The following is a 19,865-nucleotide window of genomic DNA, read 5'->3' on the forward strand; positions in this document are numbered from 1 at the left end:
AGACTGCTGAACACCAGAGGGGAAAACTTATGCAAATCCTCAGCAGCAGTCAGCAACAACAGGCATCCGGCGCGTCGGTATCTTATGCTGTCCGGCGGGTGTCTCCAAGTCAAAACGACCAATCAACTGTAACAAAGGATAACAGCAGAGCGGCCATTGCGCCTGCCCCCCCTGAACCCCTTGTGGCTGCCGCCGATGAAGACAGCAGCGAAATCAGTCAAGACGCCCAGCTTGCTTTTAATAAGCAGAACACCATTGGCACCATTAAACGCCTGCTGGAACTGCTGAATAACGGCGAGCTGAAAGGCTGGATTGATCTGGAGAAACTGGCCAGAGCTTACAGTGGCATTCCGCCACAGGAAAACCAGAGCGCAGCGCAAAACGCGGAAGCACCGGCACAGTTGGTGCAGGAATGGCGTTACAGTGCCGAACATCTGGCGGCTGAGCTGAGTGGCAGCGCCAGTTTCAGCGACGGCACAGAAGTCGCCTGGTCCATCAGTTTTGAAATGAGCTATCAGGAATTCAGCTACTCAGAGCGGGTGGAGCAGCCCATGCAAGACCCACTGGTGCTGAGTATGAATGGCCAGCCGGCCGAGCTGACTGAGCAAACCAGCGTGTTTGCGCTGACGGCAGAACAAAGCAGTATCCGGCATCTGGCGAGCGGGCAATATTATCTGGCCGCCGATTATAACGGCAACGGCCAGGCCGACAACGGCACTGAGCTGTTTGGCCCTGAAACTGGCCAGGGTTTTGCTGAACTGGCGCAGCATGATGAGGATCAAAACGGCTGGATTGATCAGAATGACCACATCTGGTCGGCACTGAATCTGTGGCGGCCAGGCGAAGGTTTGTACAGCCTGAAACAAGCCGGGGTGATGGCACTGAACCTGAACACTGTCGCCACCCCCTTTACCTTGCGTCAGGGCGACCAGATCATGGGCCGGCTGCAACGCAGCGCAGTGTTCCTGACCGAAGATAAACAAGCCGGTTTGCTGCAACAAATTGATATCAGCGTCTAGCGCGACGCAGGTGCTAAGGCGGGCGGGGTAAACCACCGCCCTGTCAATCAGGACAGATCCAATAATCCGTCTGGTCTGTGATGGCGCCGTCTGTAGTGGCGTAGCTTGCTGCGCCAGCAGTCAGAACCTGCCACCGTCACTCCATATATCCAGTACCGGATCCGGCCAGTATTTATTGTTCACACAAGGTACACTTAGACAAAACCACCTTAACGGGGCGCCTTATGTTCAATCTGCAGCTGTACCAACAAGCCCGTTTGTCACGTGACCCACGTTTTGACGGCTTGTTTTTTGTTGGCGTCAAAAGCACCGGCATTTATTGCCGCCCCATTTGCCCGGCTAAATTACCGGCCGAACATCAAGTGGAATACTACCCTTGTGCTGCCGCCGCTGCTCAGGCCGGGTTTCGCCCCTGCCTGCGTTGCCGCCCCGACAGTGCCCCACAATCCCCGGCCTGGCTTGGTGTGCAAACGACGTTGCGCCGCGCGCTGAAGCTGATTGAACAAGGGGCGTTGCAACAAGGGAGTCAGGCAGAACTTTCCGCCCGTCTTGGCATCAGTGAACGTTATTTACGTAAGTTGTTTCAGCAGCACCTTGGGGTGGCGCCCAAACAATATGCTTTGTATCAGCAGGTGCTGCTGGCGAAACAGCTGCTGCATCAGACTCAGCTGCCGGTGGCCGACATTGCACTGCGTTGTGGTTTTCACAGTGTGCGCCGCTTTAACGACGCCTTTAAACAACAGGTTCAACTGACGCCGGGCCAAATCCGCCGTCGCCCCCATGGAGATCCGTCAGTGCTTGAATTGCAGTTAAGTTATCGTCCGCCTCTGGACTGGGCGGCCCAATTGGCCTTCTGGCAAAGCCGCACCCTGGACGGCATGGAGTGGGTGCAGGGCCAGAGTTATGGCCGAACTTTTGTGCATCAGGGCACAGCGGGCTGGTTTGAACTGAGTCCGCCCAAAGAAGGGCCACAAAAAGACAGCAGTCTGCAGTTGAAGCTGCACTGGCCCAGCACAGCTGATTTAAGCCCTGTGTTGGCGCAAATTCGCCAGCTGGCAGATTTAGACGCCAATATGCTGGCGATTGAACAGCAACTGAGCCCGGTCTTCGGAGCGCTGTTAAACCCAGGCTTACGTATTCCGGGGCTCTGGGGCAGCTTTGAAGCGGCGGTGCGCGCTATTTTAGGCCAGCAGGTCAGTGTGCAGGGCGCCCGTACTCAGCTGAACCGCTTACTGGCGGAACTGGCAGGCACAGTTCCCGGCACCGGTAAAAAGCTGTTTCCAACGCCAGAAGCTATTGCCGACAGCGAACTTTTGATGATTAAAGTGCCACAGGCGCGGCGTGACACCCTCAAAGCGCTGGCACGTTTTGTGATAGCGCAGCCCGACTCCACACCGGATGACTGGCTGCAACTCAAAGGCATTGGCCCCTGGACTGTGGCCTACGCCAAAATGCGGGGTTTGGGCGACCCGGACCTCTGGCTCGGCGGCGATTTAGGCGTACAAAAAGCACTGGCGCAGCTGCCGCAGTTTTCCGAACAGCAACTGTCGCCCTGGCGCAGTTACGCCACTTTTCAGGCCTGGCATAGTTTGTCATCGCCAAAAACCATACCTGACCCGGTCAGTAAGGACTAACCCATGCAACAACAACTTCAACTGCCAAGCCCCTTGGGACTGATTGAAATCAGCGCCAGCGAGCAGGGCATCCAGAGCATTTATTTTGTCGACCACTCTGACGCACCCAGCCAAAGCAACCAGCCCGCTTTGCAGCAGTGTCAGCAGCAACTAACCGACTATTTTGCCGGCAAGCGCCAGCAGTTTGACTTACCACTGGCCGCCAGCGGCACCGCCTTTCAGCAGCGGGTATGGGCCGCACTTTGCACTATTGGCTACGGACAGACCTGCAGTTATGGCGACATTGCTTTGCAGCTGCAGAACCCCAAAGCAGTGCGCGCTGTTGGTGCCGCCAATGGCCGCAACCCCTTGTCTATTGTGGTGCCCTGCCACAGGGTGATAGGCGCCAATGGCAGCCTGACCGGCTATGCCGGCGGTCTTGAGCGTAAACTCTGGTTACTGCAGCATGAACAAAACCATGGCTTTAGCTTAAGATGAGCTTAAATAATCTTTTAAATCAGCCAATTAAACAGTCAAAATTTTCGAACAACCAACACAAAATATTGCGCTTTTCTTCGAACAGATAGCCTGATTAACTAACCTCATCAACTTTGGAGGTGCATATGACTATCCGTTCAATTAAACAACTGATTCCGGCCATGCAGGCGTCTGACGGCGCTGGGGTGAAAATTAAACGCAGCCTGGGCCAACGCCAGGGCGTGCGGCTGGACCCTTTTTTAATGCTGGATGCTTTTGGTTCAGAAAAAGCGGACGACTATATCGCCGGTTTCCCGGCCCACCCGCACCGCGGCTTTGAGACTGTTACTTATATGCTGGACGGCCATATGCTGCATGAAGATCATCTGGGCAATCAGGGCCATTTAAAAAGTGGTGGTGTGCAGTGGATGACGGCCGGGCGCGGCATTATTCACTCCGAAATGCCACAGCAGGAATCCGGCCTGATGCGTGGTTTTCAGCTGTGGATTAATCTGCCGGCCGCTGAAAAAATGAAACCGGCCGCTTATGTCGATATAGCGCCAGCCGACATTCCGCGTTTTGAGCTGGCAGCCGGCAGCTGGGTCAAAGTGATTGCCGGTACCGTCGAACTGGACGGCCAACAGATGGCCGGGCCTATTCAGGGGTTAAGCACAGAACCTCTGTACCTGGATGTGCAGCTGCAAGGCGGCCAGTCGCTGGATATTCCGGTGCCTGCAGGCCATAACGTTTACCTCTACCCTTTTGAAGGTGACGCCTTCGTGGCCGGCCATAAAGTGCGCGAGCACCACGGCGCTGTACTGGAGCAAGGCGACTGGGTGGCTGTGCAGGCCGGGCAGCCGGTGCGTTTTATTCTGCTGGCGGCCAAACCCATTAATGAACCTGTGGTGCAATACGGTCCTTTTGTGATGAACAGCGTGGAAGAAATTGAGCAGGCCATCCGCGATTATCAGGCCGGTGTACTGACCGATAACCAGCAGGCTCAGACCATCGAAATTCATAAAGCCCATTAAAAGACGACAGGCTTTCTCCCACAACGGGGCTGATGCTATGATCAGCCCCGTTTTTTTATTGCTTAACGGGATTGGCCATGCAAAAAGTTGGAATTATTGGTGCGATGGAACAGGAAATCGCGCTGCTTAAAGCCCAAATTCAGGATCTGCAAACGCATAAAATTGCCGATTACGAATTTTACAGCGGCAGCCTGAATGGCTGCGCCGTGGTGCTGGTTCAATCCGGTATTGGTAAGGTGGCAGCCGCCGTGGCCACCACTTTACTTATTCATCAGTTCCAGCCGGATGCGGTGATCAACACAGGGTCAGCCGGTGGTTTTGACCCAGAGCTGAATGTTGGGGATGTGGTGATTGCCTCTGAAGTTCGCCACCACGATGTGGACGTAACCGCTTTTGGTTACGAGCTGGGCCAGGTGCCGCGTATGCCTGCTGCGTTTACGGCGCACCCACAGCTGATTGCGGCTGCTGAACAAAGCATTGCGCAGCTGGGCTTCTGCAAAACCAAAAAAGGCCTGGTCACCACAGGTGATGTCTTTATGTGCCAGCCGGAGCGTATTGCCAAAACCCGTGCTGAGTTTCCGGCCATGCTGGCGGTGGAAATGGAAGGCGCGGCTATTGCCCAGGTTTGCCATCAGCTGCATACCCCTTTTGTGGTGATCCGCAGCTTAAGTGACATTGCCGGTAAAGAATCGCCCAGCTCCTTTGAGGCCTACCTGGAAATTGCCTCAAAACACAGTTCCGCTATGGTGGTCGAACTGCTGAAGAACCTGAAAACTCTGTCGCTGAGCTAAGCAGACAGGCCTGCCGTTCCATGTCGCAGCTGCTGACCGAACTCTGGCTTTATCCGCCGCTGTTGTTGCTGGTCTGGATCCTTAGCCAGTACCTGCGGCTGCCACAGGAAACCCAACCAATGGCGCTGCTGCAGCTGTTTGCCACCCGGCTTGGCAACAAAGTGAACCCACCGAATCGCAGCACAGGTCAACAGCAACTGTCTGGCGCCTTGGCGCTGCTGACCCTGGTGCTGCCGCTGTTGTCATTGCTGTCCCTGCTGTACTGGTTTTCCGACTGGCCTTTGGTACTGGATGCGCTCTTGCTGTTTTTCTGCCTGGATTTCGGCCGCCAGCAACACCGCCACCGGCAGATCGCTTCTGCCATCCAACGCAAACAACTGGGACTGGCGCGGGATCTGCTGCAGCTGGAGGTGCTGCGGGACTGCAGCACCTTGTCCGAAGCCGGTGTATGCAAAGCCAGTATTGAACACCAGGCCCTTCAGCTGGCAAGGCATTGGCTGGCATTGGGCTTCTGGTTTCTTGTGGGGGGCGGCCTGACGGCCGTCGCTTACCGGCTGATTTTGCTGTGCAACCAAAGCTGGAACAGCAAACAGCCTTCTTTTCAGCAGTTTGGCAAAGCGGCTGCAACTTTAGGCCAGCTCTGCAGCCTGCCTGGCTACCTGGGCGCCAGCCTGCTGTATGCGGTCTTAGTCAGTCTGGGGCGCAGCTGGCGCGAGCTGCAGCACAGCAAACACAGCAACTTGTGCCGCGGACAACGATGGGTGCTGGCCAGCCTCGCAGGAGTACTGCAGGTGAATCTGGCCGGGCCCGTCAAGTACCAGGGCCAAAAGCAGCGCCGCGACAGACTGGGGCCGTCCCGGCTGCCTCAGGCTGCTGATGTATGGCTGACGGTACGGCTGAACCAGCAAGCTCAGTTGGCCTGCTATCTGCTGTTACTTTCTGTCAGCTTATTGCAACTTTTTTCAATACTGTATTAACACTGGACAAGGCTGAACAAAGCACTGTATTTTGATGTCTTGCCACAGTTTTACTGCAAAAATAACAATAACAACTAATTGAGTTTTAAGAGGTTTAAGTGACTGCTGCCTGGTTACGCTGCTGTTGTTTCTGCTGGCTGCTATTGGCCCTTCCGGCTTTTGCAGACACCCTGTTGCAGCCCTTAACACCGGATCAGAATTTATCCTCGGGTTCAGTCAATGACCTGCAACTGGACCATCAGGGCTTTTTATGGGTAGCCACTGCTTCAGGTCTGAACCGTTTTGATGGTAACCAGAATCTCCGCATCGGAGAGCCCAACACAGCACTCTGGACGCAGAATTACAGCAAAATTCTGCTCGACCAACAAAAACGTTTATGGGTGATGGCGCCCGCAGGTGGCCTGTATTTGTTCCGGCCTGAACAGGCTCAGCTGGATTTACAGCTGCGTTTGCCGGACACAGACCGAACGCCCAGCCGGATGTCCGGCTCTCTGACTTCAGACCCGCAGCTACTGCTGCTGAACAGCAACCGCCACCTCTACAGTTACCAGACCGAACAACGCCAACTGACATTGCTGGCCCAACTGCCGGAATCACAGGACAATTCGCTGTATATCCGCACCCTGCTGTCGTATCGCGACTGGGTATTTATTGGCAGCTCCAAAGGCCTGTACCTGCACAGGCCTGGACTGCCTTTGCTGAAAATTCCACATTTGCCTGCCACCGTATCGGGTGATTACCCGAATCATGTCAAGTCACTGCTTATCAACAATCAACAGCTGCTGGTGGGCACAGTGCAGGGTTTATATGCGCTGAACCTGGCAACGCTGGAACAACAGCCAGAACAACCCAGCCAGGTCAAAGTGCTGCAAAAAGACGCCAATATCTGGCAGATCATTGTGCGGCAGCAGCATCTGCTGTTGGGCACAGAACAAGGTTTACTGCAGCTGGATACCGCTACCGCCGAACAACATAACCTGGTGCAGTTTTCACAAAGCCAGGCTGCGTTATCTGACAACAACATTACCGCCATGCTGATGGATGAGTTAGGTGGTTTCTGGCTGGGCAGCCGTTTTGACGGCGCTTATTACTGGCACCCGCGCAGCCAGGCCGTGCAGCAGCTCAGCCGGACCGGAGCAGACGGCCTTGGCCTGTCCAACGATAACATTACCTCTGTCGCAGAACGCAGACCCGGTGAATTATGGCTGGGCAGCCGCAACGGTCTGAATTTGTGGAACCAACACAGCGGTGAAGTGCAGCAGTTTCTGAAAAACCCGGATCCAAAAGCCGTCTGGCACAGCAGTACCATCCTGAATATGTCCACCGACAGCCAGGGAAACCTGTGGTATTTCTCTTCTTCCGGCCTGAATTATTTTGATGCCCAAAGCCTGCAGCCCAAGCAATTGCCACTGCAAAACCCTGCGGATATCGCCCTCCTGGAAAAAGCCCGCACAGGCAGCCTGCATTGCACTTATGGTGCTTTTTACCTGCTAACGCTGCAAGGCTATTTTGGTTACAACCCGCTTGACGGTACTGTTCGGGAACTCACTCAGCTGCAAAAAGCCATTCCGGCCCGCGAGGTTCGGCAAATTCTGGGGCGTTGGCCTGCAGCGGAGGACTGGTTGTTGCTGGCGGCTAACGAAAAGCTGTATCTGGCGAATGAGAAAACCGCTGAATTACAGCTGTTGTATCAGGCTCCCACTGATCAGGCTTACGTATACCGCAGCGGCGACAAGATGGCGGTGGATAAAAATGGTCTGGTTTGGGTCAGTATGGCCAACCTGGGTTTGTTGGCCTTTGACAGTCAGAGCCGCAAACTGAAACATCTGTTTAATACTGCAAACAAACTGCAAACCAACGCTGTCTATGCCGTGCTGGCGGATCAGCAGGGTCAAATCTGGTTTTCCAGTGACAAAGGCGTATCCTCCCTCAATGTGGACAACCTTCATGTGGAACATTTCAGCAAACAGGATGGGTTGTCTGCCAATGGGTTTATTCCGCGCAGCAGCGCCCTGCTGAGTAACGGCGAACTGGCGTTTGGTTCTTTACGCGGAGTGAATCTGGTCTCCCCCACTCAATTGACCGAGCCAAGACAAAAACCTGCGGTGGTGATCACGTCGGTCAGCGCATTACAGACCAATTTGCATGCCCCAATGACCAGCCTCAATGACTACGAATTTAAACTGCCTTACCAAAACCAGGGACTGAGTATCAGCTTCTCCAGTCTGAACTACCGCGACGCCGCCAAAATGCGTTACCGCTTCTGGCTGGACGGCCCGCAGCGCTCTGTGTTTCCGGAGCAAAATCAGAGTTCGGTCAGTTTTGGTCAGCTGGCCCCGGGTGATTATCAATTTAATGTGATTGCCATTTCGCCTGTCTCGGGTATGGAAAGCGACGTCGCCAGCCTGAAACTGACGATCAGCCCCGCTCCCTGGTTAAGCCGTGGAGCTTTTATTGCCTATGGTTCCGTTGGTCTGCTGATCCTGCTGATCTATTTACGCACCCGCCAGCAGCAACAAAAAGTGTTGCGTCTGGCGCACGCCCGGGTCACCGCCAGTGAACAACGGTTGAAGCAGGCGCTGGACTCGATCGACAGCGGTGCCTGGGAATGGCATTCACACAAAAACTCCATGTTTGCCTCACGCATTCACAGCATGTTGGGCTATCAGGAGGCGCTGAACCCGTTGACCATGAGTCAGCATTTGTCCTTGATCCACCCGGATGACAAAGAGCCTTACCAACAAGCCTGGCAAAAACTGCTGCAAAACCCGGAACGCACCTTCGATCACAGCTACCGGATGCAACATAAAAATGGCCAGTGGCTCTGGTTTCGCGATATCGGCAAAGCGACAGAAGTGTCAGCAACAGGCCAGGTGGAACGGGTGATAGGGACTTTCAGCAATATGACTGAAACCCGCGCGAATCAGGAAAAGGCCCGTCTGTTTGGTGAGGCCTTCCAGCAAACCCGCGACTGGGTGGTGATCCTGGACGCCAGCCAGAAAGTGCTGGCAGCCAACCAGTCGTTTGCCGATGTATTTGGTTCTGTGGATGAATACCTGGCCAAACCGCGCACCCATCATTTAGGTATTAACCTGCAGCGCCGGCGTTTTTATACCCAGTTGCTGCGGAACCTGACGGTGAACCAGCACTGGCAGGGCGAAGAGCTGGTATTAACACCAGACGGCAAAGAACGCCCTACCCTGATCAATATCAGCGCCATTGGTGATGAACAGAAAGTGGAATTTTATGTGTTGGTGTTTACCGACATTACCGCACAGAAAGTTGCGGAAGAAGAATTGCGTTACCTTGCCAGCTACGATTCCTTAACCGGCCTGCCGAACCGCACCTTGCTGATGGACCGCATTCAGCACGGCATTGATCAGGCGAAACGGGCGAAAAAGTCGCTGGCGCTCTGTTTTATCGACCTGGATAAATTTAAGCAAATCAATGACTCACTTGGCCATGACGTCGGTGACCAGTTACTGCAGGAAGTGGCCAGACGGCTGAGAATCACTCTGCGTGAAACCGATACCATAGCGCGACTGGGGGGCGACGAGTTTGTGGTGCTGCTGGAGTCCTATAAAAACCAGGACAATATCAGCCATGTGGCACGCAAAATTCTGCAGTCTGTTGGGGAGCCCATGCAGCTGGGTCCTCATACGGTGTCGGTGTCGCCCAGCGTAGGTATTGCTGTGTACCCGGACGATGCGCAGGACGCCACCGCCCTGCTGAAACATGCCGACGTGGCGATGTACCACGCCAAAGATTTGGGCCGCAATAACTTCCAGTTCTTTATTAACGAAATGAACGAAAAAGCCCATATGCAGCTGGAAAAAGAAACCCAGCTGCGTCAGGCCTTTAAAAACCGTGAGTTTGTTAATTTCTACCAGCCCATTGTTGACTGCCGCTCCGAAGCTGTCATAGGGGTGGAAGTGTTGATGCGCTGGCAAAGTAAAAAAGGCCTGGTGCCGCCTTCGGACTTTATTCCAATGGCGGAAGATTTACGGCTGATTGTGCCTATGACGATGCTGCAGCTGGAGCAGGCGCTGCAGGATTTAACCCAGTGGCGCGCCAGTGGCCTGAACCTGTATTTGTCGGTCAATTTGTCCACCAGTCACCTGGAGCACCAAAGCCTGGCCGATCAGACCGCACTGCTGCTGCAAAAATACCAGCTACCGGCCAGTTGCCTTCGCTACGAGGTGACCGAAAGCGCACTGATGCGCGATCCGGAAAAAGCCATTACGACCATGCTGGCCTTGAGCAATTTGGGTATACAGCTGTCGCTGGACGATTTTGGCACCGGTTATTCGTCACTGAAGTACCTTAAAGAGCTGCCGATTGACGCCATTAAAATTGACCGCAGCTTTGTCAAAGACATTGGCATAGACCCGGACGACGAAACCATTATTGAAGCCATTTTATCGATGGCGGCCAGCCTGGGCATCAGTTGTGTGGCCGAAGGGGTGGAAACCGAACAGCAACTGGCATTTTTCAGCACCCGCCAGTGTTATTTGATCCAGGGTTACCTGTTTGCCAAACCCATGCCCGCCAAAGAACTGGTCAATTACCTGCTGGCGGAGCATCTGAATTAATAACAGCCTCTGTTTTGCGGGTGGGTTGGCTGGTTGGTGTCAAAAAACCTGAATTCCTGACCTCTGTGCGCTCAGATAGCTGTGTTGAACAAACTGGGCCAAAAGAAAGCCTGCTACTGCCCTTCGGGTGGCTGCCACAGTTCAATGCGGTTGCCTTCCGGGTCTGTCACCCAGCCGAATTTACCGAATTCTGAATCTTCGGTCTTGTCGTCCACTATACAGCCTTCATCCCGCAGCAGTTGCAGTACAGCCGCCAGATCGGCCACCCGGAAATTCAGCATAAAACTCTGCGCACCTGGGCCGAAATAGCTGGTGTCGGCGGCAAAGGGGCTCCAGACAGTGCAGCCTGTACCAGTCGGGTTGCCCTGGTGTTGCCAGCGAAATACGGCACCGCCCCAGTCTTCCACCGGCACGCCTAAATGGGTTTGATACCAGGCCGCCAGCGCCTTCGGGTCTTTGGCTTTAAAAAATACGCCACCTATGCCTGTCACTCGTTGCATTGTGATTCTCCTGCTGTCCAAAGATAAAGCTGTAACTCCTGACTGATCACAGGCAACTGCACCAGGCTCTGATACTGAAAACCCAGTGTTTGCCTCAGTTGCTGTGCCGCCCCAGTTTAAACAGTAAGTTGGTCCGCACCGCCGGCCATTCGCTGGCAATAATGGAATACACCACAGTGTCGCGGTAGGAGCCGTCTTTCATAATCATATGGTTACGCAAAATGCCGTCTTGTCTGGCGCCTAAACGTTCTATGGCGTTACGTGACGTCTGATTAAAAAAGTGGGTACGAAACTCGGCCGCTATAGCACCACATTGTTCAAATAAATGGCGCAGCATCAGGTACTTGGTTTCGGTATTCACGGCCGTGCGGCGCACCGATTCTGCATACCAGGTGTAGCCGATCAGCGCCCGTCTGTTGGTGGCATCCACCTGATAAAAGCGGCTGGTACCCACCACCAGCCCTGTGCTGTTCTGTGTGATGGCAAACGCCTGCTCACCTTGCGCTGAAGCGGCCACAGCCTGCTGTACATAGCCTTCCAGCTCGTCTGGTGTGGGCACAAAGGCATACCACAACTTCCAGCTTTCGCCGTCGTGCAGCGCAGCACGAAGTGCCGCTGTATGCGCCACAGTTAAAGGTTCCAGGCTGACATGCTGACCCTGTAACGGGCCGGGTTGGATCCACATAAGAAAAGCGTCCTTGTTTGTTGTTGTTCTGCTCTGGTTCCACTCTAATTTGGCTGGCCAAAAAGCACAACGCCTCAAACCAGCCTGCTGTCCATCCGCTTTATCCTGTTGGCGCTCTGAAATTCAGGAGGCCGCTGTTATACTGCGCGCCATTTCCCCTTGGTTCACCCCCTGAGTTTTGGAGTCTGAATGCAACCGCAACTGGTTAAAGGTGCCCTGCTCCTGCTGTTGGCAGAAGCCTGTTTTGCCGGTATAGGTGCCTGTGTAAAGTTTACCAGCGACAGCGCCAGCCATGCTCAGGTGGTGTTCTTCCGTAACTTTTTTGCGCTGTTGGTGATGCTGCCCTGGATAATGCTGCAGGGCAGACAAATTCTGTACACCAAACGCTGGTATTTGCATGTCAGCCGGGCCACCACCGGCATTATCTCAATGTACTGCTTTTTTTATGTGATCAGCCAGTTGCCTTTGGCGCAGGCCATGGTGGTGCTGTTAATGTCGCCTTTTATTGTGCCGCTGATTGCCTATTACTGGCTGAAAGAACGGCCCAGCCGCCTGACGCTGTTTTCCATTGGCCTGGGCTTTGTCGGTGTGCTGTTGGCGCTGCCGGTGGCAACCGGCCAGGGCGGTGCTTTTTACCTGTTTTTAGTAGCGCTGCTCTCGGCGGTGCTTGTGGCGGTGACCAAAACCACCATACGTTATATGTCCGACACCGAACCTGCAGCCCGTATTGTGTTTTATTTTTCCCTGCTGACCGCAGTCATTTCTTTTATTCCGGTGCCTTTTGCCTGGAACCCGCTGCCAGCCGAAGCCTGGTGGGGTTTTGCTGCTATGGGTGTGTTGGCGGCTGTCGGCCAAATGGCGATGACCAAAGCTTATGCCCTGGCCCCGGCGTCCGACATCGGCATCTGGACCTACAGCTCAGTGGTCTTTGCCGGTCTTTTTGGTTATCTGTTCTGGTCTGAACCTGTGACTATGGCCTGGTTTGCCGGGGTGTTGATTATTTTCTACGCAGGTTATATCAGCACACGACAGCGACTTATCTGATAACGTATTGAAATATAATAAAGTTTCATATTCTGTTACATTTGTCCTGCTATTTTTCTGACAAAGCTTCCAACCTTTTTGTACGTCGCTGCGACTTATAGCTATTCGCTATGAGGAGCTTCTATGAAAATTGCCGACACCAGCAGCCAGGATGAAGTGCTGCAGGCCAAAGCCAAACCGAAACAACTGATCTACGGCGCAGGCGCAGGCCTGGCGTTGCTGCTGGCTATTTGGGCCCTGACACCGGCCGTGCAAAGCTGGTCTCAGTCCGATTTGTCGGTGTCCATGTCGCGTGTGCGTATCGACACAGTGCGAAGCGCCGATTTTACCCGCGACATTACGGCTCAGGGCCAGGTGGTGGCTGCCGTCAGCCCCAAACTCTATGCACCGGCCGACGGCACTATCACCTTGCTGCTGGACGCTGGCACTGAAGTGACCAAAGGCCAGGTGCTGGCCAGCATCGACAGCCCGGAGCTGACCAGCAAACTGCAGCAGGAGCAAGCCACGCTGTACAGCCTGCAGACCAGTTATGACCGGCAAAAAATTCTGGCCAAACGTCAGCAGTTAACGGATCAGAAAGCGGTGGATATTGCCCTGATGACCTTAACCACTGCGGACCGGGAAAAACGCCGGGCCGATTTGGGGTTTGAAAAAGGCGTCGTCAGCAAAATTGAGCACGAAAAAGCACTGGACGACCTGAACACCGCCCAGGTGCAGCACCGCCACGCGGTGGAAGATGCGCGTCTGAATGTGGAGAACCTCGATTTTGAACTGAAAAGTCTGGCGCAGCAGCTGGACCGTCAGCGTTTGCTGGTGGAGGACTACCAGCGTCAGGTGGACGCGCTGAATGTGCGCTCCCCGGTCAATGGCCTGCTGGGTAACTTAGCCGTAGAAAACAAAACCTATATCGCGAAAAACCAGCTGATTCTGTCTGTGGTGGATTTAAGCCAGTTTGAAGTGGAAATTGCGGTGCCGGAAAGTTACGCCAACGACTTGTCCATTGGCCTGCCAGTGGAAGTGACAGTCGAACAAAAAACTTATGCCGGCAAGCTGGTCACCATTTCGCCTGAAGTATTTGAAAACCAGGTGAAAGGCCGGGTGCGTTTTACTGAAGGCGAAGGCCCGGCGGCGCTGCGGCAAAACCAGCGTTTGTCCAGCCGTATTTTGCTGGAACACAGGCCAGACGTATTGCAGGTGGCCCGTGGTCAGTTCCTCGACAGCAGCAATGGCCGTTTTGCCTACAAAGTCAGCAATGGCCTGGCGGTAAAAACCCCGATTGAAACCGGCGCCCGCAGTATCAGCGCGGTGGAAATTCTGTCTGGCCTCAAGCCGGGCGACCAAATCATTACCTCTGGCACCGACAGCTTTAACGGCGCCGACACTGTTCAGTTGAACTAACACCGAAGAATTAAGGAGAGCCCTGATGCTCAGCATGAAACACATCAGCAAGTCGTTTGTGACCGACAATGTCATCACCCACGCGCTGCGGGAAATTAATCTGGATCTGAACGAAGGTGATTTTGTCAGCGTGACAGGCCCGTCCGGCTCAGGCAAAACCACTTTTTTAAATATTGCCGGTTTGCTGGAACAAAGCTCCAGCGGCGAATACTGGCTGGACGGTGAAGACATTGCCAAGCTGAACGACGCTGGCCGCTCACGGATGCGTAACCAGAAAATTGGTTTTATTTTCCAGAGCTTTAACTTAATTCCGGATTTAAACCTGTTCGACAATGTCGATGTGCCCTTGCGCTACCGTGGTTTTAACGCGGCGGAGCGCAAAAAACGTATTGAACATCACCTGGACCAGGTGGGCCTGGCCTCGCGGATGAAACACCTGCCCAGCCAGCTGTCCGGTGGTCAGCAGCAACGGGTGGCCATAGCCCGGGCGTTAGCCACTTCGCCACGCTTTTTACTGGCGGACGAGCCCACAGGCAACCTCGACAGCCAGATGGCACAAAGTGTGATGGGCCTGCTGGAAGACATTAACAAAGGCGGCACCACCATTCTGATGGTGACGCACGACCCGTCGCTGGCCGCCCGCGCCAAACGCCAGATCTTTATCAAAGACGGCCGTGTTATTGAACTGACGCAGAAAAACCAGAACAACCTGCATCTGGTTAATGCGGAGTAAGGAGCAGCTTATGTTTGCGTATTATTTAAAACTGGCGTACTTAAGCTGCAAACGCACCTGGGGCATGACCAGCCTGATGGTGCTGGCCATCGCCCTGGGGATTGGCGCCTCGATGACCACCATTACGGTGAACTACCTGATGTCGGCCAACCCTATTCCGCACAAAAGCAGCGAACTCTTTGTGGTGCAGCTGGACAGCTGGGACCCGAATAACCCGTATTACGATGACGGCGACGCGCCGGACCAACTGACCTACCGCGATGCCACCTTCTTATGGCAGGCCAAACAGGCACCGCGTCAAACCATCATGACCCAGATGAGTGCCGTGGTGGAGCCTGCTGAAAAAGACGCCTTGCCTTTTTTAGTGGAAGGCCGCGCCACCAGTGGTGATTTTTTCCCCATGTTCGACACACCTTTTGTCTACGGCAGCGGCTGGGACCGCGAAGCCGATGAAAAACAACAAAAAGTGGTGGTGATTAACGCCGAACTGAACGAACGTTTATTTGGTGGCAAAGACTCAGTCGGCCAGAGCATCCGGCTGGCCGGTGACGACTACAAAGTGGTCGGCGTGATGGCGCGCTGGAACCCGAAACCGAAGTTTTATGACATCACCACAGGCGCATTCAGTGACACGGAAGAAGTGTTTGTGCCATTCAGCCTGATCACCGAACAGAAACTGGGCCGCAGCGGCAATACCAACTGCTGGAAACCCACCGAATCCGGTTACCAGGCCTTTTTGGACTCCGAATGCATCTGGATCCAGTTTTGGGTAGAGCTGCCTTCTGCGGCCGATAAAGAGCAGTACCAGACCTTTATCAACAACTACGCCAAAGACCAGCACCAGTTTGGCCGTTTTGCCCGTCAGGACAACAACCAGCTGCGGGATGTGATGCAGTGGCTGGAAAAACGTGAAGTGGTGTCGGACGATGCCAGCATGATGATGGCGATGTCGCTGATGTTTTTACTGGTGTGTCTGCTGAACACAGTGGGCCTGCTGCTGGCCAAGTTTTTAGGCAAAGCCAGTGAAATTGGCGTGCGCCAGGCACTGGGCGCCAGCCGGAAGGATTTATTTGTCCAGCACCTGATTGAATCGGGCCTGATTGGTCTGGCTGGTGGTGTATTGGGGCTGCTGCTGGCTTTTGCCGGCCTTGAAGCCGTGAAAAGCATGTACGGCGACTGGATCCGCGATTTGGCACGGCTCGACCTGACCTTGGTCGCCATGGCGATTGGCCTGGCGGTACTGTCCAGTATTCTGGCTGGTTTGTACCCGACCTGGCGCGCCTGTCAGGTGCAGCCGTCACAACAACTGAAAGCGCAATAAGGAGCCTGGCATGTTAGAGATTGGACCCATTTTCCGCGCTTTATTGCGCAATAAAATTGGCGCTTTGCTGATAGCGCTGCAAATTGCACTGACGCTGACCATTATGGTGAACGCCATTTTTATGATGCAGGAGCGCAGCGGCCAGATGGCCCGCCCCAGCGGCCTGGATGAAGCCAATACCTTTTACCTGAGCAACACCATTTTTGCGCAGAACTACAACCAACAAAGTTCGCTGGCGCGGGACCTGGACTTGATCCGCAAAACCCCGGGTGTGGTGGACGCCACCCAGATCAACGCCATTCCGCTGTCGGGCGGCGGCTGGTCTATGGGGCTGCAGACTAAACCAGGGGACGATATAGACGGCACCGGGGTGGCTGTGTATATGGTGGACGATCACGGCATCAATGCCTTGGGGGTCAAACTGATTGCCGGTGAAAATTTTGCGCCCACTGACATTGTCTGGCGTGCCAGCAGCAGTAATGACTGGCCGGCCAAAGCCATTCTGACCAAAGCCATGGCCGAACGTTTATTTGACGGCGACTGGCAAAATGCCGTCGGTAAAACTGTCTATATCAATAACCATGAACCTATCCAGGTCAGCGGTTTGATTGACACCCTGCAAGCGCCCTGGAACGGTTGGGACAATGTGGAAAACGCCATGCTGGTCCCTCAGCAGCTGGAAAGCCGTGGCAGCCGCTTTTTTATCCGCACCGAACCGGGCCGCCGTGACGAGCTGATGCCAGTGATTGAAAAAATGCTGGCCGAAGCCGACAAAGGCCGCATTATCCGCCGGGTCACCAGCATGGAACAAACCCGCACTGAAAGTTACCAGCAACACAAAGCCACCAACAGCATTCTGCTGACCGTCATTGTGGTGCTGACCTTAATCACAGGCTTCGGCATTGTCGGCCTGGCTATGTTCAGCATCAGCCGCCGTACCCGCCAGATTGGTACCCGCCGCGCTTTAGGCGCCAGCCAGTGGCAGGTGATGCGTTATTTTATGCTGGAAAACCTGCTGATAAGCGTTGTGGGGGTGCTGCTGGGGGCTGCCGGCGCTGTGGGCCTGAATATCTGGCTGGTCAGCACCTTTAGCATGACGCCTATAGGCCCGGGACTGATTGCAACAGGCGTGGTGGTGCTGCTGCTGGTCGGTCAACTGGCGGTCAGTTACCCTGCCCTGCTGGCGTCGCGGATCTCGCCAGCCACCGCGACCCGTGGCCGCGCCTGACACTAGGGCTTGTTGACGTTTCAGGGTTATTTTTGCAGCCGTCTGGCCGGTTTTTATGCCAGGCGGTGCGAGTGCAGTGTAGTTCGTCTACATAAACGAGCATCAACGCAGCAGAAAGACCGGCCAGACGCTGCCCTTCGGGTTCGTCTGGCGGCGCCATCTCGCCCCAGTCACATAGGTTCACTATGCTCCTGGGGTCTCACTGGCTTGTCGCCGCGCTGCAGCTTCAAATAACCTGGCTATAAAACTCTGACCTTCGAAGCTGCCGCTTTGTAGGCTGTGGCTGTGCAAGTTCCCAACCACTTTCCCCGCTGGTTTTGTCCTTAACAGCGGGGATTTTTCTGTGCTGAGCCTGGGTTATTTCGGCCCCTCCAGCCAGATCAGCGGATTGTCGCGTGGTTCATCCGGTTTTACCCTGTTACGGCCAGCCTGTTTGGCCTGATACATGGCTTCGTCGGCATCCGAAATCAGTTTACGGGCATGATAACCGCAGGCTTTGGCCGAACTGACACCAAAACTGGCGGTCATTTTAAAGGGATAACCCGACTGCTCCGGCTCCAGCGCTTCAATGGCCTGGCGCACAGTTTCCGCCAACGCCCAGCTCTGTGAAAAATTGCAGTCCAGCAGCACAATGGCAAATTCTTCGCCGCCGATGCGGCCTATGGCATCACTTTTACGCAAACACTCTTTGGCGGCATTGGCCGCCTGCTGCAAGGCCCAGTCACCAGCCTGATGGCCGTGGTTGTCATTCACCAGTTTAAAATGGTCCAGGTCAAATAAAATAAAACCCAGCTCCTGTTGCTGTGTTTCGGCCTGACGCAACGCGGTGTTCAGCAGCTCTTCAAAATGATCCCGACTGTATACACGGGTCAGTTTGTCATAGGTAACCCGCTCTTTTAGCTTGATGCGGACTCTGTGACTACGCACCACCAACGCGGCCAGCAGCAGCACCAGCACAGAGCCTACCAATAAATACAGCCGCTGGTTCTCCGCTTCGGCTTTGGCCAAAGCCGTTTCCAGCTGCAGCTGGTTGGCCTGCTGGTTTAACGCATCAATTTCCTGTTTGCGCTGCGCCGCCTGCATCAATGCCGCATGGTAGGCCAGCGCAGCCGACAACTGCCGGTTATTGGCTTTTTCATAGTGCTGCTGGTACTGCTCAAGGTAATCAAAAGCGGTGTCGGGCTGACCCAATAGTTTATAGGCACCAGCCAGCGCCTGGTACACCTGTTGGGCCACTTCCAGCGAATGCTCAACAGCTTTGGTTTTCAGATCCGGCAGTAAGGTGGCCAGCGCCCTTTGGGTAGCCGCCTGGTTTTGTTGTTTAACGGCAAGCTGCAACTCGCTGGCGTGCCATAACACTGTGAGGTTTTCATAACCCAAGGCCAAAGCCTGCTCTTGCTGTGACTGCAATAAAGCTTCGGCCTTGGCCAGTTGGCCCCGCTGTAAATACATCAGGCTAAGCGCATAATCGGTCAGCGAGCTGTAAAGCTGCTGCTTATCATCTGCACATTGTTGTTTTTTCTGAATAAACTCAGACAAAGGCATGACATCAATAGTACCTTTATAAGCAATTTGTGCAGCCAGAAATAAAGCGGTACAACGCTCTTTGGCATTCGCGTCACTCAGATCCAGTTTACCAAGCAATGAATTGGCTTCTTCATATAAACCGGATTCCAGCAGAGCGAGGGTCATCGCCATGACACCATTGCTGCGGGCAGCCGCGGACAAAGAGTTAAACTTATCTTCATTCAATTGCAGGCCGTAGACAAAAGCCTGATAAAAATCGCCCTGATGCTGATACAGGTTTGTCAGGGAAACCAGTGTACGTTGCTTTAACTCAAGCCCAACCTCGGAACCAAGTACCTCTTTAAATAACGACTCGGCGACACCGTAATCACTGCGGGCAAAAGAGGCGACGCCCTTATAGTAACTCAGGGTAATACGGTCAGATTCAGCAAGCCCCTGAACAGAGTCCGCCGAATCCAGACTCTGGATATACGCCAGAAACGCCTTTGGATTCGACGCAAACAGCTCGTCAATTTTCCGCGTATCTAGAGATTCGGCAGCACAAATGAACACTGGTGACACCAATAACATCAGGGTCAGCATCAGGGGATGAACAAAGCACTGCCGGGTTGTCATCAGGCAAACTTGATTTCTTGTTTGCTTTCTTCACTGTCATCTTCGGATTCATCTTCCTGATCGTCCGGAACAATGATGCAGCACACAATATCACCATTGGTACGTACCAACTGCGCAATTGCATTGCGATCCCCGGATAAAATTACCGCCATTTCCTGTTGTGATAAGCCCTGCTCCTGCATTTTTTGCTGCAGCTGGTCGGCGTTTAATGAACGCAATTCTGCACTGGACCCCAGGCTGGTTAAAAACTGAAGTAACTGACTCATAGATATTCCTTCATTGATGATCACGAAAAGCACTGGCTGAAACCGCCA

At 54.2% G+C, this 19,865-nt stretch carries 16 protein-coding genes; 12 read left to right on the forward strand and 4 right to left on the reverse strand.

From position 1 onward, the window contains the following. Positions 1 to 29 precede the first annotated feature (29 nt). The 7 genes from WKJ04_RS00740 (at position 30) to WKJ04_RS00770 (ending at position 10,500) form a co-directional block, all read left to right on the forward strand. The gene (locus WKJ04_RS00740) at positions 30 to 1,019 is read left to right on the forward strand and encodes a hypothetical protein (RefSeq protein ID WP_337878672.1); all 990 of its coding nucleotides are present in this window, start codon (positions 30 to 32) and stop codon (positions 1,017 to 1,019) included. Between the two features lie 224 nt (positions 1,020 to 1,243). Then, entirely contained in the window at positions 1,244 to 2,653 is a 1,410-nt protein-coding gene (locus WKJ04_RS00745) for an AlkA N-terminal domain-containing protein (RefSeq protein ID WP_337878673.1), read from the forward strand. A gap of 3 nt (positions 2,654 to 2,656) precedes the next feature. After that, the gene (locus WKJ04_RS00750; protein ID WP_337878674.1) at positions 2,657 to 3,130 is read left to right on the forward strand and encodes a methylated-DNA--[protein]-cysteine S-methyltransferase; all 474 of its coding nucleotides are present in this window, start codon (positions 2,657 to 2,659) and stop codon (positions 3,128 to 3,130) included. Positions 3,131 to 3,255: 125 nt separating this feature from the next. Beyond that, positions 3,256 to 4,140, forward strand: coding sequence for a pirin family protein (locus WKJ04_RS00755; RefSeq protein ID WP_337878675.1), 885 nt, complete (start codon positions 3,256 to 3,258; stop codon positions 4,138 to 4,140). A 77-nt stretch (positions 4,141 to 4,217) separates the two neighbouring features. Next, a complete protein-coding gene (mtnN, locus tag WKJ04_RS00760) occupies positions 4,218 to 4,931 on the forward strand; it encodes a 5'-methylthioadenosine/S-adenosylhomocysteine nucleosidase (RefSeq protein ID WP_337878676.1) in 714 nt (237 codons plus the stop codon). Between the two features lie 20 nt (positions 4,932 to 4,951). Further along, entirely contained in the window at positions 4,952 to 5,908 is a 957-nt protein-coding gene (locus WKJ04_RS00765) for a cobalamin biosynthesis protein (protein WP_337878677.1), read from the forward strand. 98 nt (positions 5,909 to 6,006) lie between these two features. Next, positions 6,007 to 10,500 (forward strand): EAL domain-containing protein, encoded by a 4,494-nt coding sequence (locus WKJ04_RS00770; RefSeq protein ID WP_337878678.1) that lies wholly within the window; start codon positions 6,007 to 6,009, stop codon positions 10,498 to 10,500. 113 nt (positions 10,501 to 10,613) lie between these two features. Here the strand turns inward: WKJ04_RS00770 and WKJ04_RS00775 are convergent, their stop codons facing one another. Beyond that, complete coding sequence (locus WKJ04_RS00775; RefSeq protein WP_337878679.1) at positions 10,614 to 11,000, reverse strand: VOC family protein; 387 nt, start codon at positions 10,998 to 11,000, stop codon at positions 10,614 to 10,616. A gap of 94 nt (positions 11,001 to 11,094) precedes the next feature. Continuing rightward, the gene (locus tag WKJ04_RS00780) at positions 11,095 to 11,685 is read right to left on the reverse strand and encodes a GNAT family protein (protein ID WP_337878680.1); all 591 of its coding nucleotides are present in this window, start codon (positions 11,683 to 11,685) and stop codon (positions 11,095 to 11,097) included. A 189-nt stretch (positions 11,686 to 11,874) separates the two neighbouring features. Between WKJ04_RS00780 and WKJ04_RS00785 the strand changes: the two genes are divergently transcribed. The 5 genes from WKJ04_RS00785 to WKJ04_RS00805 all read left to right on the forward strand — a co-directional run bounded on the left by WKJ04_RS00785 (position 11,875) and on the right by WKJ04_RS00805 (position 17,409). Then, positions 11,875 to 12,729, forward strand: a complete 855-nt coding sequence (locus tag WKJ04_RS00785; protein WP_337878681.1) for a DMT family transporter — start codon at positions 11,875 to 11,877, stop codon at positions 12,727 to 12,729. Positions 12,730 to 12,852: 123 nt separating this feature from the next. After that, a complete protein-coding gene (locus tag WKJ04_RS00790) occupies positions 12,853 to 14,127 on the forward strand; it encodes an HlyD family efflux transporter periplasmic adaptor subunit (RefSeq protein ID WP_337878682.1) in 1,275 nt (424 codons plus the stop codon). A 25-nt stretch (positions 14,128 to 14,152) separates the two neighbouring features. Then, complete coding sequence (locus WKJ04_RS00795; RefSeq protein ID WP_337878683.1) at positions 14,153 to 14,860, forward strand: ABC transporter ATP-binding protein; 708 nt, start codon at positions 14,153 to 14,155, stop codon at positions 14,858 to 14,860. A 10-nt stretch (positions 14,861 to 14,870) separates the two neighbouring features. Continuing rightward, on the forward strand, positions 14,871 to 16,181 hold the full coding sequence (locus tag WKJ04_RS00800) for an ABC transporter permease (protein WP_337840830.1): 1,311 nt from the start codon (positions 14,871 to 14,873) through the stop codon (positions 16,179 to 16,181). Between the two features lie 10 nt (positions 16,182 to 16,191). Further along, on the forward strand, positions 16,192 to 17,409 hold the full coding sequence (locus WKJ04_RS00805) for an FtsX-like permease family protein (RefSeq protein WP_337878684.1): 1,218 nt from the start codon (positions 16,192 to 16,194) through the stop codon (positions 17,407 to 17,409). Between the two features lie 357 nt (positions 17,410 to 17,766). Here WKJ04_RS00805 and WKJ04_RS00810 read toward each other — a convergent pair whose 3' ends face one another. Continuing rightward, positions 17,767 to 19,551, reverse strand: coding sequence for a GGDEF domain-containing protein (locus WKJ04_RS00810; protein WP_337878685.1), 1,785 nt, complete (start codon positions 19,549 to 19,551; stop codon positions 17,767 to 17,769). Continuing rightward, positions 19,551 to 19,817 (reverse strand): hypothetical protein, encoded by a 267-nt coding sequence (locus WKJ04_RS00815; protein ID WP_337878686.1) that lies wholly within the window; start codon positions 19,815 to 19,817, stop codon positions 19,551 to 19,553. The genes WKJ04_RS00810 and WKJ04_RS00815 overlap by 1 nt, the downstream gene beginning before the upstream one ends. Positions 19,818 to 19,865 lie beyond the last annotated feature (48 nt).

Source organism: Rheinheimera sp., assembly GCF_037442345.1.
Lineage (GTDB): Bacteria > Pseudomonadota > Gammaproteobacteria > Enterobacterales > Alteromonadaceae > Pararheinheimera.